At 70.9% G+C, this 15,520-nt stretch carries 15 protein-coding genes; 7 read left to right on the plus strand and 8 right to left on the minus strand.

Features of this window, described 5'->3' with window-relative positions; all coding sequences use genetic code 11:
* Positions 1-10: 10 nt before the first annotated feature.
* Positions 11-856: a pyrroline-5-carboxylate reductase gene (proC, locus tag J2Y46_RS00230; protein WP_310239361.1), complete on the minus strand. Its 846-nt coding sequence runs from the start codon at positions 854-856 to the stop codon at positions 11-13.
* Positions 857-1,034: 178 nt separating this feature from the next.
* Here proC and J2Y46_RS00235 point away from each other — a divergent pair, with 178 nt between their 5' ends.
* The 5 genes from J2Y46_RS00235 to J2Y46_RS00255 all read left to right on the plus strand — a co-directional run bounded on the left by J2Y46_RS00235 (position 1,035) and on the right by J2Y46_RS00255 (position 5,367).
* Positions 1,035-1,418 (plus strand): metalloregulator ArsR/SmtB family transcription factor, encoded by a 384-nt coding sequence (locus J2Y46_RS00235; protein WP_310239365.1) that lies wholly within the window; start codon positions 1,035-1,037, stop codon positions 1,416-1,418.
* Position 1,419: 1 nt separating this feature from the next.
* Positions 1,420-2,091, plus strand: coding sequence for an SRPBCC domain-containing protein (locus tag J2Y46_RS00240; RefSeq protein ID WP_310239368.1), 672 nt, complete (start codon positions 1,420-1,422; stop codon positions 2,089-2,091).
* A gap of 178 nt (positions 2,092-2,269) precedes the next feature.
* Positions 2,270-3,382, plus strand: a complete 1,113-nt coding sequence (locus tag J2Y46_RS00245) for an alpha/beta fold hydrolase (protein WP_045296514.1) — start codon at positions 2,270-2,272, stop codon at positions 3,380-3,382.
* Positions 3,383-3,449: 67 nt separating this feature from the next.
* A complete protein-coding gene (locus J2Y46_RS00250) occupies positions 3,450-4,415 on the plus strand; it encodes a cation diffusion facilitator family transporter (protein ID WP_310239371.1) in 966 nt (321 codons plus the stop codon).
* 25 nt (positions 4,416-4,440) lie between these two features.
* Complete coding sequence (locus J2Y46_RS00255) at positions 4,441-5,367, plus strand: LLM class F420-dependent oxidoreductase (RefSeq protein ID WP_310239374.1); 927 nt, start codon at positions 4,441-4,443, stop codon at positions 5,365-5,367.
* A gap of 221 nt (positions 5,368-5,588) precedes the next feature.
* On the opposite strand, the gene J2Y46_RS00260 is transcribed toward J2Y46_RS00255, so the two are convergent.
* Positions 5,589-5,939 (minus strand): hypothetical protein, encoded by a 351-nt coding sequence (locus J2Y46_RS00260; RefSeq protein ID WP_045296517.1) that lies wholly within the window; start codon positions 5,937-5,939, stop codon positions 5,589-5,591.
* A gap of 142 nt (positions 5,940-6,081) precedes the next feature.
* Here J2Y46_RS00260 and J2Y46_RS00265 point away from each other — a divergent pair, with 142 nt between their 5' ends.
* Positions 6,082-7,329 (plus strand): hypothetical protein, encoded by a 1,248-nt coding sequence (locus J2Y46_RS00265; RefSeq protein ID WP_310239379.1) that lies wholly within the window; start codon positions 6,082-6,084, stop codon positions 7,327-7,329.
* 87 nt (positions 7,330-7,416) lie between these two features.
* Here J2Y46_RS00265 and J2Y46_RS00270 read toward each other — a convergent pair whose 3' ends face one another.
* Entirely contained in the window at positions 7,417-8,142 is a 726-nt protein-coding gene (locus J2Y46_RS00270; protein WP_310239381.1) for a DUF2306 domain-containing protein, read from the minus strand.
* Positions 8,143-8,218: 76 nt separating this feature from the next.
* The gene (locus J2Y46_RS00275; protein WP_045296560.1) at positions 8,219-8,650 is read right to left on the minus strand and encodes a nucleoside deaminase; all 432 of its coding nucleotides are present in this window, start codon (positions 8,648-8,650) and stop codon (positions 8,219-8,221) included.
* A gap of 99 nt (positions 8,651-8,749) precedes the next feature.
* On the opposite strand from J2Y46_RS00275, the gene upp reads away from it, so the two are divergent.
* Positions 8,750-9,382, plus strand: coding sequence for a uracil phosphoribosyltransferase (gene upp / locus J2Y46_RS00280; RefSeq protein ID WP_045296524.1), 633 nt, complete (start codon positions 8,750-8,752; stop codon positions 9,380-9,382).
* Positions 9,383-9,400: 18 nt separating this feature from the next.
* Here upp and J2Y46_RS00285 read toward each other — a convergent pair whose 3' ends face one another.
* From J2Y46_RS00285 to J2Y46_RS00300, 4 genes are all read right to left on the minus strand, one after another.
* Positions 9,401-10,669, minus strand: a complete 1,269-nt coding sequence (locus tag J2Y46_RS00285; RefSeq protein ID WP_310239384.1) for a type III PLP-dependent enzyme — start codon at positions 10,667-10,669, stop codon at positions 9,401-9,403.
* Positions 10,666-11,226, minus strand: coding sequence for a hypothetical protein (locus J2Y46_RS00290; protein ID WP_310239388.1), 561 nt, complete (start codon positions 11,224-11,226; stop codon positions 10,666-10,668). Before J2Y46_RS00290 ends, J2Y46_RS00285 begins: the two co-directional genes overlap by 4 nt.
* Before the next feature lie 220 nt (positions 11,227-11,446).
* Complete coding sequence (locus J2Y46_RS00295) at positions 11,447-11,767, minus strand: DUF3467 domain-containing protein (protein WP_045296530.1); 321 nt, start codon at positions 11,765-11,767, stop codon at positions 11,447-11,449.
* A 102-nt stretch (positions 11,768-11,869) separates the two neighbouring features.
* Complete coding sequence (locus J2Y46_RS00300) at positions 11,870-15,499, minus strand: TM0106 family RecB-like putative nuclease (protein ID WP_310239392.1); 3,630 nt, start codon at positions 15,497-15,499, stop codon at positions 11,870-11,872.
* Positions 15,500-15,520: the final 21 nt, after the last annotated feature.

Consider the following 15,520-nt stretch of genomic DNA (forward strand, 5'->3'; position numbering starts at 1 on the left):
CACGAGTCGCTCACCCGCCCTGGGCGAGCTCTTTCGCACGGGCCAGCGCCGCATCGGTGGCTTCGGCGAACACGTCGTCGAGGCGGGCGTCCTCCAGCACCGCGATGGCCCGCTCGGTCGTCCCCTTCGGGCTGGTGACGCGTCGTCGCAGCTCGGCGGGATCGTCTCCGGATGCCTCGAGCAGCGCCGCAGCGCCGATGAAGGTCTGCTCCGCCATGAGCCGCGCCTCGGGCTGGGCGAATCCCTTGGCGACGGCGGCCTTCGTGAACTCCTCCACGAGCAGGAAGAAGTACGCAGGACCCGAGCCCGAGATCGTGGAGAGCGCGTCGATCTGCGACTCCGGCACCTCGACGACGGAGCCGACGGTCTCGAACAGCCGACGGACCGTGGCGACCGCGCCCTCGTCCGCGCGCGAGCCGGCAGCGAGGCCGGTGACTCCATGCCCGACGAGCGCGGGCGTGTTCGGCATGGAGCGGAGCACCGCGACACCGTCCCCGAGGATCTCCTCGAAGGTCGCGACGGTGACACCGGCGGCGAGGCTCACCACGATCGTCCCGGGCCGCAGCACCGGCGCGATCTCCCGCAGCAGGTCCGGCACCATCGTCGGCTTGACACCCACGAGCACGACGCCCGCGGCGGTCGCGGCATCCGTGTTCGCGGTCGACTGCGCCTCCAGGGCGAGGCTCGTGACGCCTTCGAGGCCCTCCAGCTCTGCGGCCTTCGCGAGGGAGCGGTTCGTCGTGGTCACTCCCCCGGCAGCGAGGCCCGATCGAGACAGACCGCGGGCGATCGCACCGCCCATGGAGCCGGCGCCGAGGATCGCGATGGGCGGAAGGGCGGGGGTGTCTGCAGCCATGGATCCGATCCTACGAGCCCACCCGTGTTCGCAATTCAGGATGGTTGCTCCACCCACACGCGTCGAGGCGCGGAAACATGTGGGTCGCACCCTATCCCGACGCCATCCATCCTGAATTGCGAACGGATAGGTCAGGATAGGTCTTGACTTATATAAGCCAGAGCGCAAACATGGTCCCGTGCACGCGCTCGACATCCTCGGCGACCCGGTGCGCCGACGCATCCTCGAACTCCTGGCGGAGGGCGAGCGCAGCGCCGGCGAGATCGGCGAGGACGTGCAGCGTGAGTTCGGCATCTCGCAGCCCGCCGTCTCCCAGCACCTGCGGGTGCTGCGCGAGTCGGGGTTCGCGACGGTGCGGCCGGAGGGCGCCCGCCGCCTCTACGCGATCGCGCCGGAGCCGATCGAGAACGCCGCGGCCTGGTTCGACCCGTTCCGGCGGTTCTGGCAGCCGCATCTCGACGCCCTCGGCACCGAGCTCGCACGGGGGCGCCGGGCCCGGCGTCTCGCGGCGGAACAGGACACCGCCGGCGACACCGACACGACCGAACCCCAGGAGGATTGACATGGTCGACGTGCAGCGCCAGCTCGCCGCAGTGAGCCGCGAGATCGCGAGCGAAGAGATCGACGGCTTCCCGTCGCGCGTGCAGACGCTCGCGCAGACCTATCCGTCCCCCATCGACGACGTCTGGGACGCCGTCACCCGCGCGGACCGGATCGCACGGTGGTTCCAGCCCATCTCGGGTGACCTCATGGTCGGCGGCCGCTACCAGATCGAGGGCAACGCCGGCGGCGAGATCCAGGAGTGCGCGCCTCCCGCGAACGGCGCCGCGCACTACAAGGCGACGTGGGAGTACGGCGGCGGCGTGACCTGGCTCACGGTGCGGCTCACGGCGGAGGGCGTCGATGCGACCCGCTTCGAGCTGGAGCACATCGCCCGCACCGACGAGGTGCCCGCCGAGTTCTGGGACGTCTACGGCCCCGGCGCCACCGGTGTCGGCTGGGATGGCGGCCTGCTCGGGCTCAATCTTCACCTCACCGGCGGCGGTGGGCCCAAGCCCGAAGACGCCGAGGCATGGGCGTTCACGGACGAAGGCCGCGCGTTCTATCGCGGCGCCGCCGATGCGTGGGGCGCCGCGCACGCCGCCGACGGCGCCGATCCCGCTGCCGCTGCGCGAGCCGCCGACAACACGTTCGCCTTCTACACCGGCCAGACCCCGCCCTCCACGGAGGACTGACCGGTCCCGCGCCCCTCCGCGCGCCGCCGGCGGGCGGAGGGGACCCCCCGGCGCGTGGGCCCGGCCGCGGCCGCGGCATCCCTAACATGAAACCTGATTCACAAGATCCCGCGGCCGGTCTATTCTCGTGAGTGGGCGGGGTCGCAGGGGCTTCCGCAGGACGTGGGAGGCACCCGAAATGACCCTCTTCGACGGCATCGCCGCACGCATCGTCGAGACGCCCGGGCTGTCGGTGAACGTGCTGGAGCGCACCGCGGACGACCCGGCCACACCGCCCGATCGCACCGTGGTGCTCATCCACGGCAACGTGTCGTCGTCGCTGTTCTGGCAGGAGTTGATGCAGGACCTGCCTCACGACCTGCGGGTTCTCGCGATCGACCTGCGAGGCTTCGGCGGAACGGAACACGCGCCGATCGACGCGACCCGCGGGGTCCGCGACTTCAGCGACGACGTGCGCGCGACGCTCGAGGCGCTCGGGATCGCGACGGCGCACCTCGTCGGATGGTCGATGGGAGGCGGCGTCGTGATGCAGTACGCGCTCGATCATGGCGCACTCAGCCTCACCCTGCAGGCACCGGTGTCGCCGTACGGGTTCGGCGGCACCCGCCGCGACGGCTCGCGCCTCACCGATGACGACGCAGGGTGCGGCGGCGGCGGAGCGAACCCGGACTTCGTGCAGCGCCTGATCGACCACGACACCACCGACGAGGCGCCGACCTCGCCTCGCAACGTCTTCCGCTCGGGCTACGTGGCCCCCGGATATCAGACCGACAACGAGGACGTCTGGGTGGAGTCGATGCTCACGACCTCGACGGCGACCGGCAACTACCCCGGCGACATGGTGAAGAGCGAGAACTGGCCGGGCTTCGGCGCCGGCGACATCGGGGTGCTCAACACCATGACGCCCGGTCACTTCGACGTCTCGGGCATCGTCGACCTCTCCGACAAGCCGCCGATCCTGTGGATCCACGGCACCGCCGACGCCATCGTGTCGGACGCATCCTTCTACGACTTCAATCACCTCGGAAAGCTCGGCATCGTCCCCGGCTGGCCCGGGGACGACGTCGCACCGCCGCAGGAGATGGTGTCGCAGACGCGCGACGTCCTGGCCCGGTACTCCGACGCGGGCGGCCAAGTCACCGAGCTCGCGCTCGAGGACACCGGGCACTCGCCGCACCTGGAGCGGCCGGCCGAGTTCCGCCACGCGCTGCTCGAGGTCATCGGGTACGTCGGGCACCCGCACGACCCCTCCCCGCCGACCGAGGCGATCATCCTGCGCTCGTCCGACTGATGCCGGAACCCGTCACAGGCCGCGGCCCGCGCATGACGCGGGTCGCGGCATCCGTAGACTCATCCGCATGAGTGCTTCCGGCGGCGGCAAGGCGATCCTCGCGGCGTTCCTGGCCAACATGGGCATCGCCCTGGCGAAGTTCATCGCGTGGTTCCTGTCGGGCTCGGCGTCGATGCTCGCCGAGGCGATCCACTCGGTCGCCGATTCGGGCAACCAGCTGCTGCTCATGCTCGGCGGGCGCCAGGCGAAGAAGAAGGCCGACCGCGAGCACCCCTTCGGCTACGGCCGCGAGCGGTACGTGTATGCGTTCGTCGTGTCGATCATCCTGTTCTCGGTCGGCGGCCTGTTCTCGATCTACGAGGGCATCGACAAGCTCACCCACCCGCACGAGCTCGAGAACGCGTGGATCCCGATCGCCGTGCTCGTCGTCGCGATCGTGCTGGAGTCGTTCTCGCTGCGCACGGCCGTCAAGGAGAGCAACCACGTGCGACCCAAGGGGCAGTCGTGGGTCTCGTTCGTACGGCACGCGAAGGCGCCGGAGCTCCCCGTGGTCCTGCTCGAAGACATCGCCGCGCTCACCGGCCTCGTGTTCGCGCTGTTCGGCGTCGGCATGACCGTCATCACGCACAACCCGGTGTTCGACGCGATCGGCACGCTCATGATCGGCACGCTGCTGATCCTCGTGGCCATCACGCTCGGCATCGAGACCAAGAGCCTTCTCGTCGGCGAGGGTGCGACCGATGCCGACCACGACCGCATCGTCGACGCCATCCACAACGGGCCCGAGGTCGAGAAGATCATCCACATCAAGACGCTCTACCTCGGCCCCGACGAGCTGCTCGTCGCGGCGAAGCTCGGGTTCGCGTCGGATGCCCCACTGGCGCACGTCGCCTCCGACATCGACCGCGTCGAAGCGCGCGTGCGGGCGGCCGTGCCGGCGGCTCGCGTCATCTACTTCGAGCCCGACATCTACCGACCGGGCGACGACGCCACTCCGCCCACGTCGGAGTTCGTCATCAAGTCGGCGGACTGACCGTTCGACAGGTTCAGCGACCGCCATGGAATACTGCATCTTCACCGAGCCCCAGCAGGGCGCCAGCTACGATGACCAGCTCGCCTTCGCTCAGGCAGCCGAGCGTCTCGGCTTCGACGGCTTCTTCCGCTCCGACCACTACCTGCACATGGGCGACGGCGACGGGCTTCCCGGTCCCACCGACGCGTGGACCACGCTGGCGGGACTCGCCCGCGAGACCTCCCGCATCCGCCTCGGCACGCTCGTGTCGTCGGTGACCTACCGTGTTCCGGGGCTTCTGGCGATCCAGGTGGCGCAGGTCGACGCGATGTCGGGCGGCCGTGCAGAGCTCGGCCTCGGCACGGGGTGGTTCGGTCGCGAGCACGAGGCCTACGGCATCCCGTTCCCGGCCAAGCGGTTCGGCCTCCTCGAGGAGCAGCTCGCGATCGTGACCGGCCTGTGGTCGACCCCCGTCGACGAGACCTACAGCTTCGCGGGCGAGCACTATCGGCTGACGGATGCCCCGGCCCTGCCGAAGCCGGTGCAGTCCCGCGTTCCCGTCATCGTGGGCGGCGGCGGGCCGAAGCGCACCCCCGAGCTCGCCGCGCGGTTCGCGACGGAGTTCAACATCGGCTTCCGGTCCGAGGCGGAGTCGGCGGAGAAGTTCGCCGGAGTGCGCGCCGCGTGCGAACGCGTCGGTCGCGACCCCGAATCGCTCAAGCTCTCGGTGGCGCTGCCGACGCTGGCCGCGGCATCCCCGTCGGAACTCGACCGGCGTGCCGAGAATCTCGGCCGCACCGTCGACGAGCTGCGCGGCGACGTGAACATCGTCGGCACCCGCGACGAGATCGTCGCGAAGGTCGAGCGGCTGGTGGCCATCGGCGCGAAGCGCGTCTACTTCCAACTGATGGACCTGCAGGACGTCTCGCACGTCGAGTACCTCGGCGAGGTGCTCCCCCACCTCCCCCGCTGACGTTCAGGGTGTGGCCCATTCCTCGACTCCCTGCCTCGTGGGGGCGCCGGATCCCGGAATCGGGTCGGGCACTTCTCGGTGAGTTGTGCCCCGTAACCGCTGATTGTCGCCCCGGGTCGACGCGCGCGCCAGAGGCTCCGGTGCCGACCGGATGCCTTCGCTCAGCGGCGCAGATCCGCGAACGGCGCACCCGGGTGGTCGTTCTCGTCTGCCGGCCAGGCTCAGACGGAGGTCGTGGCCCACAGCGGAGCCAGTGCGATCGCCACCATGATGAGGCCCGCCGTGGCTCCGAGTGCGACGAGATCGATGAGAGGCGGCCTCCGGGCGCTGATCCGCCCGACGACGCTCGCGAGCAGCACGACAGCCGCACCCGCTGCACAGATCAGCAGCAGCCAGCCGACGAGCCACGCGAACACAGCAGCGTTCTCATTCGCGTCCAGTGCTGCCGGGGTCCCGGTATTCTGCACCCAGAGCACGCGGTAGACCCATAGAGCGAGCACGGCGCCGGCTGCCGATGCGAGGGCGACGGCCCCGGCTGTCGTCAGCCGATCGCGCGACGTCGCCCGGTCCACACCGGAACCCTAGCGAAGCACCTGGGCGGTGTCGACCCCGTCTGCGTGCCGCACGCGTCGGCCGGCCACAGGGAGTGCGCTGTTCACTTCCCGGTCGTTCCGCCGACGGCTCATCACCGCTAGCGTGCAGGCAGGAGTTGCGATGACCACCGTGACGGTTGCCGGCGACGCACCGGCCGTACCGCGGCCGAAGAAGCGGACGCCGCTCCTGCCTGCGCTGATCGCGGGTGCGGTCGGGTTCGCCGCGGTCGCCGTTCCCGCGCTGATCGCCTCCTCGACCCCGCCGCCTTCGAGCTCGCCCGCCTTTCCCACGGCGGTCGCCACCTACTCGTGGTTCGTCTCGCACAGCGACCTCGACATGCCGGCAACAATGATCTACCAGAACGGCATCGGGGTTGAATTCATGGACTCCCCGCAGGCGGTCGCACTCGGCGTCGACGGCAGCACATACCGGCGCCTCGGTGCCGCCGAGCAGCGCTCTGTGCCGACCGACCAGGGCGACCCAGCCGCCATGGTGCTGTCAGCCGACGGCACGTTCGCGGTGATCGCAGGCGCGAACGGTCACGGCAGCGTCCTCGTCCGTTCCCTCGTCGACGGCACCGACCGAGAGGTATCGATCGGAGTCGGGCGCAGCGCCGTACCGTTGAGCATCGCCTCCGACGGAGACCACGTCCTGGTGCTGCTCGGCGACGGTGAGATGAGCCGGTACACCGACCCGCCGTTCAGCGGCACACTCGCCTTGCTCGACCTGTCGAGCGGCGACCTGCTCGAGTACTCGCTGGACGCGGTGACATCGGCGGCATTGGCCCCCGATGGATCTCGCGTCGTCGCGCAGGCGTCGCAGGGCGCCGTGATGATGGATGCCGCGGGGCACAGCATCCGCGAACTCCCCGCGGAGCTGACGGGGCAGGCGTTCGGCGACGACGCGTGGTCACCGGACGGCACCCGCCTCGTGACGCTGGTCCACAACCCCGTGTGGGTGGAGAAGCCCACGGGCAGAACGCTGACCAGCTCTGCGACGCTGCAGATCTCCGCACTCTCGGCCGGCACGACGCAGATGTTCGCGCTCGCGGGCGTCGAGTATGCGGCGGCCCTGGGCTGGCGCGACGACGACACCGTCGTGCTTCAGACCTACGCCGAAGACAACAGCTCCGAGTTCCGATGGGTCGACGCCGACACGGGCGCTGCGCAGACCTTCGCGACCTACGAATCGGGGTTCACCGCGGCATCGATCGGCTCCGCCGACCTCGCACGGGACCTGATCCGCGAGTGGGTGGTCGAGGACCGACCCGTGGATCAGGGGTGGACCTTCGGGATGATCGCCGGCATTGCCGTCGGTGCCGCCGCCGGGCTCATCGTGTGGGCTGTGACGCGACGTCGTGAGGGCTGAGCGCGCGTCGATCCCGACGGGCTCCGCGCGGTGTGCGGCGGCGCCGTCGTGATCCGGCGCTGAATCAGGGGTCGGCCCCGTCGGAGGTCAGACCGGCAGGCGGTACGAGGGCAGGCCCCGACGGCGGATCAGCCACTCGGCGAAGACGAGGTTCGGGAGCCAGCACAGGAACGGCACCGCGGCGTAGGCGTTCGCGAAGGCGGAGTCGAACTCCCACGGCTGCCCGAGCAGGAGCGGCGCCATCAGCAGCAGCGGCAGCCAGATGCGCAGCATGACGCCGGAGTAGGTCAGAGCGTAGTTGCGGATCATCCACGCCTGATGGCTCGGTACGTCGTGGCGACGGATCGCGCGGTACGCGCGCCAACCCGTGATGAGCCACAGGACGGCGAGCGCGCCGAACCCGAAGAAGCCGACGTAGCCGGCGGGGCTCGACGGCGCGATGATGAGTCCGCCGACCGCCCCGATCCCCACCGCGACCAGGTACACCCGGCCGATCCAGCGGTGCACGCGCGGCGCGCGCGTGCGCAGGCCCCGCCAGAACTGCAGCGGACCGGCGACGAGCGCCGTCGCCCCGCCGACGATGTGGAGGTAGAGGGCTCCCTGGACGAATGGGGGCACGGCGGCGTACGTCGGGGCGAGCCCCACGTCCTGCCCGGCGAGGTCGGCCAGCGATGCGGTGAAGTACGGCACGGCGGAGTACGCGACGATGGCGAGCGCCGTCAGCAGGACGAACGTCCAGCCGATGCGTGAGCGGATGCCGCCCGGCCGTGCGACGGATGGAGCGGTCCGGACCGGTTCGATGAGGCGGGTCATGGCCGTCACGCTAAGTCCGGGCGCGGGGCGTCCAGCAGGGTGCTGTCCCCCCGATCCGCCGGGGCTCACCCCCCGATCAGCGGCGGGCGTCGAAGAAGGCGCGAAGGAGGGCGGATGCCTCGGCCTCGCGCACGCCAGCGACGACCTCGGCGCGATAGGGCAGGCGCCGGTCGCGCACGACGTCGTACATCGATCCCGCCGCGCCGGCCTTCTCGTCCCACGCGCCGAACACGAGCCGCGAGATGCGCGACTGGAGCACAGCGCCCGCACACATCACGCAGGGCTCGAGCGTCACCACGAGTGTGCAGCCTTCGAGGTTCCAGTTGCCACGCGTCGCTGCCGCTGCGCGAAGAGCCACCACCTCGGCGTGCGCGGTCGGATCGTGCTCGAGCTCACGGAGGTTCCGGCCCTCGCCGATCACCGTGCCCGCGGCATCCGTCACCACGGCCCCTACCGGGACGTCGCCCGCACCGCCGGCCACCGCGGCGAGCGCCAGCGCGCGGTCCATCGCGGCGAGGTCGGCGGGGGCGGGAAGCACAGCACGAGCGTAGTCGCCCCCGACGAAGTCGCCCGGGGTTCCGGCACCGCGACGCACTAACCTGTCTCTATGCGCCTGCACGTCGCCGACCACCCCCTCATCACCCACAAGCTGACGGTGCTGCGCGACAAGCGCACCCCGTCGCCGGTGTTTCGCCAGCTCACCGAGGAACTCGTGACGCTGCTCGCCTACGAGGCGACCCGCAACGTCCGCGTCGCGCCGATCGAGATCCAGACGCCGGTGACGACGACGACCGGCGTCCGCATCGACGAGCCGCGCCCCCTGGTGGTGCCGATCCTCCGTGCGGGCCTCGGCATGCTCGAGGGCATGGTCAAGCTCATCCCGACCGCCGAGGTCGGCTTCCTCGGCATGGCGCGCAACGAAGAGACCCTCGAGCCGACGACATACGCCGAGCGCCTGCCCAACGATCTGAGCGATCGCCAGTGCTTCGTGCTCGACCCGATGCTCGCCACCGGCGGCTCGCTGGGCGCGGCCATCGACTTCCTGTTCGACCGCGGCGCACAGGACGTCACCGCGATCTGCATCCTGGGCGCCCCCGAGGGCGTCGCGGCGATCGAGAAGCAGGTCGCGGGTCGCGACGTCACGCTCGTGCTCGGCGCACTCGACGAGCGCCTCAACGAGAAGGGCTACATCGTGCCGGGGCTCGGCGACGCCGGCGACCGGCTGTACGGCACGGTCTGACCCGCGGCCGCCGCACGATCACACGATCGGCACGCGGCGCACATCCGACGCCACAGCGACCTCGGCGGTCGTGGCACCCCGCCCGACGACGGCGACCGGAGTGAACGGGCGGCCGTTGAATCGCGTCGCGGTGACCGTCGTGTACGCGCCCATCGTGGGGCTCACGAGAAGGTCACCCACCTCCAGCTCGGGCAGCAGCACCTCGCGCGCGATCACGTCCGACGAATCGCAGGTCGGGCCCCCGAGGGTCGCCCAGCGGTGGTTCGCCGCATCCGCCGGCGTTGCGGTGAGGTCTCGCTCGGCGAAGACGAGCGGGTGCACGTCTTCGGTGAGCACGTTCGAATACGAGCCGTAGAGCCCGTCGTCCAGGTAGTACCAGCGACCGTCGCCGCGCTCGGCGATGCCCACGACGCTCGTGACCAGGGTCATCGCGTCGGCCACCATCACTCGGCCGGGCTCGGCGATGATGTCGAGCCGCCGCGCGTGCGGCTCGAGCACGGGGCGGAGCGCAGCCGCGACGTCTTCGATGGCCGCTGACTCGGAGTCGTACGACGCCGGGAAGCCGCCGCCGATGTCCAGGGTGTCGAACTGCACGTTGAGACGCCGCTCGAGGATGCCCATGAGCTCGAGCGTGTCGGCGGCCGCGGTCGCGAAACGGGTCGGATCGTCCAGCTGGCTGCCCACGTGATAGCTGAAGCCGGCGACCGTGATGCCTGCGGCGTGCGCGCTCTCGACGAGACGCGCCGCCTCGAACGGCCCGACTCCGAACTTGCTCGACAGGTCGCTCTTCGCGTGCGGGCTGCGGTAGGCCAGACGCACCAGCAGTCGCGTGTCGCTCGGCGCACCCCGGAACTTCTCGATCTCGACGTCGTTGTCGACCACGAAGGTGCGCAGCCCCGCGGCCAGCGCCTCGGCGATCTCGGCGGGCTTCTTGATCGGATGCGTGTGGATGATGCGGGATGCCGCGACACCCCGGCGCGTCAGCATCGCCAGCTCCTCGCCGGTCGCGACGTCGAACCCGCAGCCGGCATCGTCGAGCACGTCGAGCACGGCGTCGTGGGCGAGCGCCTTGACCGCGTAGTGGAGCCCGACGAACGGCAGCGCGGTGCGCAGGTGGCGGTACTGCCGGCGCACGCGCTCCGGATCGAGCAGCAGCAGCGGTGTGCCGTGCACGGCGATGGCCGCGCGAGCCGCGACGGACGACAGCAGAGCGGATGCCTCGGCCCGCCGTCTGCTCTCGAGCGCCCGGGTCGTGCGGGGCTCGCGTCGGAGGGCCGCGAGATTCACCTCGTCACCTCCTTGGTTCCCCAGGGGCGACGTGCGTCGCGCAGGCCGGTCTTGGCGGTGACGGTGAAGGCGCCGGCGGCGACCGCGTAGAACACGATGTCGGCGGCGATCTTGCCGGCGAGCATGCCCCACAGCGGATCGGGGATGAGCCACACGCCGAGCATCAGCGCCGCGGGACGCACCAGGAAGGTGTCGAGCAGCTCGGCTGCGCCGAACTCCGCGACCAGCAGCACGGCCGTACGGGCGACAGCCCGTCGCCGTGTCGGCGCGTCAGGCGCCTGCTCGATGTAGATCGCGACCGCGAGCACGGCGTAGAAGCCGATGATCTCGCCGAGGAGGGCCGCCACGGCGATGAGCGGTGCCGCGTCGGTCCAGAGGGTGGCGAGGAGTCCCCCGACCACCATGGCGACGGTTCCTGCCACCTCGGCGGGCAGATAGCGGACGATCCAGAAGACGATCCCACGACGCCGGGGCGCCTCATCGATCGTCGTCTGCGTCTGGGCCGCCGCCTCCGGCGTGGTCGCGATGGTCGCGAGCGGCTGGTCGATCGTTGTCATGTCTTCCCCCTCCGTGTGTCAGAGGAGGAAGCACAGGCAGTGATACCGGAAACGGGGCGGCGCGGCATCCGCCCCTCGCCGAACGGATACCGCGCCTCTGCGCTTTTTACGACGCGTGGCAAGGCTACGTGGCCAGAATTTTTCGCCCAAAGGGGTTGACTTTGGCCACGGCGGCCGTCTAGCGACAACCCCGCGCTCAGTCGCGCAGCGGGGCGTCGCCTCAGTCGCCGAGCGGAGGCTCCTGCGGGTTGCGACGACCGGTTTCCCGCTCCCAGAACTCCAGCTGCTGGGTCAGCGCCTTCGCGAGCTCGAACACCTGGTCGGGTGGGATGCGGATGCGGCTGACGACACGCGCCGGGACGACCGTGTGGCGCTGGCCGGTCTCGGCGTCGACCTGCTCGCGCGGCGGCTGCGCGAGGGTGAGGAAGTCCATCACGAACACGGTCGGCGTGTGCCACACGTTCGCGAAGTCGGCGTAGTTGCCGCCGATGAGCTCAGGCGGGAGGTCGATCTCGAACTGCTGCGAGGCGTCGTCGGCCATGCGGGCTCCTGTTCGGCGGGTATCTCGTCCCTGACCGGTGCGAGACGCTCGGGGGCTGTCGTGTGCGACGTGTTCGACTGTGAGCGCGAGTCTACGCGGGGCTCAGCCCCGGCCGACCAGTCGCGCGAAACCGCTCAGACGTGCCACACCTTCGGGGGTGTACGGCAGGTCGTCGAGGAGCCCCGGCGAGTACACGACGAACGCCGTGTGCATCGCGCGCGAGATCGCGACGTTGAGGCGATTGCGCAGCAGCAGGAACTCGAGCCCGCGGGGCGCGTCGCGCCCGCTCGAGGCCGCCAGCGACACGATCGCGACGGCGGCCTCCTTGCCCTGGAACTTGTCGACCGTACCGACGGGCACATCGGGAAATCCTGCCGCGGCGAGGGCCGCCTCGACCGCGACCTGCTGGGCGTTGTACGGCGTGACGACGATGAGATCCTTCTGCTCGAGCCACCGCGGCGGGTGCGAGAATGACGAACCGTCGGAATCGTCGGTGGCGGCATCCGTCCACTCCCGACCGATCAGATCGGTGACGAGGCGGGCGACCTCCGCGGCCTCTTCGAGCGACTGCGTGGCGTTGCCGTGATGGCGCAGCGCGATCGGGACGAGGCCCGCAGGCACGCCCTCGATCCGCCGCAGCGCCGTCGAGGGGTGCGCCTCGAGCTCACCGCGGTACGAAAGCGTCGACACGGGCGCTGCGACCTCGGGACGCATGCGCCGGGTCTCGGCGAGGAAGTACCCGTACTCGTGCGGGATGACGTCGGCGCCGTCCATCACCCAGCCGAGCGCCGACGTGTCGACGGGGGCGGGGTGCGTGCCCTGGCTAACCTGCGGCAGCTGCTGCGGATCACCGAGCAGCAGCAGCCGGGGAGCGGCGAGCGACACCGCGATCGTCGAGGCGAGCGAGAACTGGCCGGCCTCGTCGACGACGAGGAGGTCGAGGCTGCCGCGCGGGACGCGGCCCTCGTGGCTGAAGTCCCACGCGGTGCCGCCGATGACGTAACCGGATGCCTCGTGCTCGGCCGTGAAGGCCGCCACGCCGTTCTTGGGCAGCACGGTGAAGGCGTGATCGGTCGTCGCGTCCTTCGGCGCCTTGCCCACCTGGACCGCCGGCACGCCCGCAGCGATGACGCGGTAGAGGAGGTGCTCGATGGTCGCGTGCCCCTGGGCGACCACGCCGACCTTGTACCCGTGATCGCGCACGAGCCGGGCGATCACGTGGGATCCCACATAGGTCTTGCCGGTTCCTGGCGGGCCCTGCACGGCCAGGTAGCTCCGGTCGAGGTCGCGCACGGCCCGCGCGATGGCGTCGACGGCATCCGCCCCCGCAGCAGGCAGATTCCCGTTCAGCGTGCGCGGCGGCCGGCGGCACAGGATGTCGGTGGCCGGGTCGGTGGGAAGGTCCGGCGCGGCAGCGATCACGGCATCCGCCCACGCGTCGATCGCCTTCTGCTGGTTGCCTGCGGCGGGCGGCGCCTGCGGGGTGAGCGCGAGCGGCAGGTCGTTCCAGGTCACGCCGTCGATGGCGGTCTCCTCGATCACGGCGCCGTCGTCGAGGACCTCCACGACGGTCACGGACCGGTATGCATGGATCCAGCGCGGCGACGCCTCGAACGGGAACGGTGCGGGCAGTTCGTACAGCGCGAACGGGTTGGTGCCCTCGCTGAGCCGTGTACCGGGGGCGAGGTCGCCGCGCAGCTCGACGATGCGCCGCTCGCCGCCCCTGCCGCTCTCGAGGAAGTGCCAGTCCTCGCGCACGCGGCTGCGAGCCGGGTCGACGGCCACGACGTCTCGGGTCTCGTCCCACAGCGAGACGGGCTCGCGCAGTCGCAGGAAATGCGTCGCCCAGAAGGACTTCGCCTCGCGCGGGTAGTAGTCGATCGCCGCAGCGCCGAGGCGCAGCGAGCGCGCCCCCACGGAGTCCTCGGGGTGGTCGAGCGCCAGCGCGTCGAGCACCGTCGCCCGAACCGACGGCTCGTACGCCCGCTCGTCGGGCTCGGGGTTCGGCGAAGGCACCAGCTTCGCCTCGCGGGCGCGGTCGACGAGCCAGTCCCGCAGGCGTCGCGTCGAGACGCAGTCGTAACGGTTGTAGTCCGCGAGGTCATCGAACACGAGGCTCGCCTCGGCCTCGGCGCCGTCGGCCTGCAGCGCACGCGCCTCGACGTAGCGGACGATCGAGTCGTCGCCCTTTTGCACGTCGCTGGTGCGCACCTCATCGCCCATGTAGAGCGGCTCGAGCTTCTTGATCGAGTACGAGCGGGAGCCGACCCGCAGCGCGCGGCGCACGACCGGGTACAGATCGACGAACACGCCGTCGCGCAGCAACCGGTCGACGTCGGCCTCGCGCGCGCCGTGGCGGGCCGCCATCGCGAGCAGGTGCGTCGGCTCGTACGGCGCGTAGTGATAGATGTGCATGCCGGGGAACTGCTGCCGGCGGAGATTCACGATGTCGAGGAATGCCTCGAGCGCGCGCTTCTCGTCGGCGAACGAGTGAGCCCACAGCGCGGTGTACTGCTCCCGCGTATCGACCCAGCCGAACAGATAGTCGATGCCCCACTGGGTGGGCTCGCCCGGTGCGGGCGGCTCGGTGTGCAGCGGGTCGCCCTCGAAGTCGAAGAACAGGTCTCCGTGGTCGGGTCGCGGAAGCGCGCCGAGCGCCTTGGGCGCCACCACCTCGAACACCGGGATCGGCGGAGCAGGAGCGGCCGCAGGAGCCTCGAGCACGGCGGCCACCGTCGCCTGGGCGAGCGTCGCGCCGTCGGCGGCGATCACGCTCTCTGCCACCACGATCTCGTGCGGCACGGGCTTCGGCGCGATGAGCGGCGGAGTGCCCGCCGGGCTCTCGAGCTGCAGGCGCGCCTGCGTCCGCAGCGACGCGAACACGTCGGGGTTCATGCCCGCCGGCCCGCTCGGCGCCCCGGCGAGCTGCTCGATCGTCTCGATGCCGGCGGCGCGCAGACGCTCGCGCTGCACGGGGCGCATACCCGCCACGAGCAGCAGATCGCGGGACGCCACGACCTCGGCATCGCACGTCGCGCAGCGTCCGCACGCGACGACGCCGAGCTCGCCGCGCGGGTCGCCCCACGCTATCGGCTCCCCCGCCGGGCCGAGGTCGAGGCGACGGTCGGCGGTGAGCGCGCCGAGCCGCTCTCGGCGCAGCGCGAACACGGGGAGCAGGTCGTCGACCTCGTGCTCGCTGACGCTGCCGTCGCCGAGCAGCAGCTGCACGCGGTCGGAGCGCGGCACCCTCAGACGGTCGAGCTGGTCGACGTATGCCGCGAGCTGCATGAGGGCGGTGACGCGCGCGTGGCGCGCCAGCTTGGTGTCCTGCACCAACCAGCGCCCGGCCTCGTCGCGCACGAGGAAATCCGCGAAGCCCACGAACGACTCGGTCGAGAACGCCGCCTGATAGACGACCTCGGCATCCGACGCGAGGGCGGCATTCGTCTGGGCCACCGCAGCGGCGAGGGCGGCAGCATCCGATGATCGCGTCTCGGGGATCTCGACCACGCGATCCCCGTAGCGCTCGATGTAGTCGGCGAGCACCCGGCGCTCGTGCACCGTGCCGAGGCGACCGGCGCGCTCGAGGGTGAGGTCTTCGGGATCCTCCACCGCGGCCACGCGGCCGAGTCGCGCGTCGATCGCGCGAAGCCACGCGAACTCGCACTCCGCAGCGGTCTTCAGATCGCTCGCGCTCCAGACGATCCGGCCCTCGTCCTCGATGTATCGCATGCCGCGCCCTTCTGCCCACTT

This window comes from Microbacterium sp. BE35 (assembly GCF_031457705.1).
Lineage (GTDB): Bacteria > Actinomycetota > Actinomycetes > Actinomycetales > Microbacteriaceae > Microbacterium > Microbacterium trichothecenolyticum.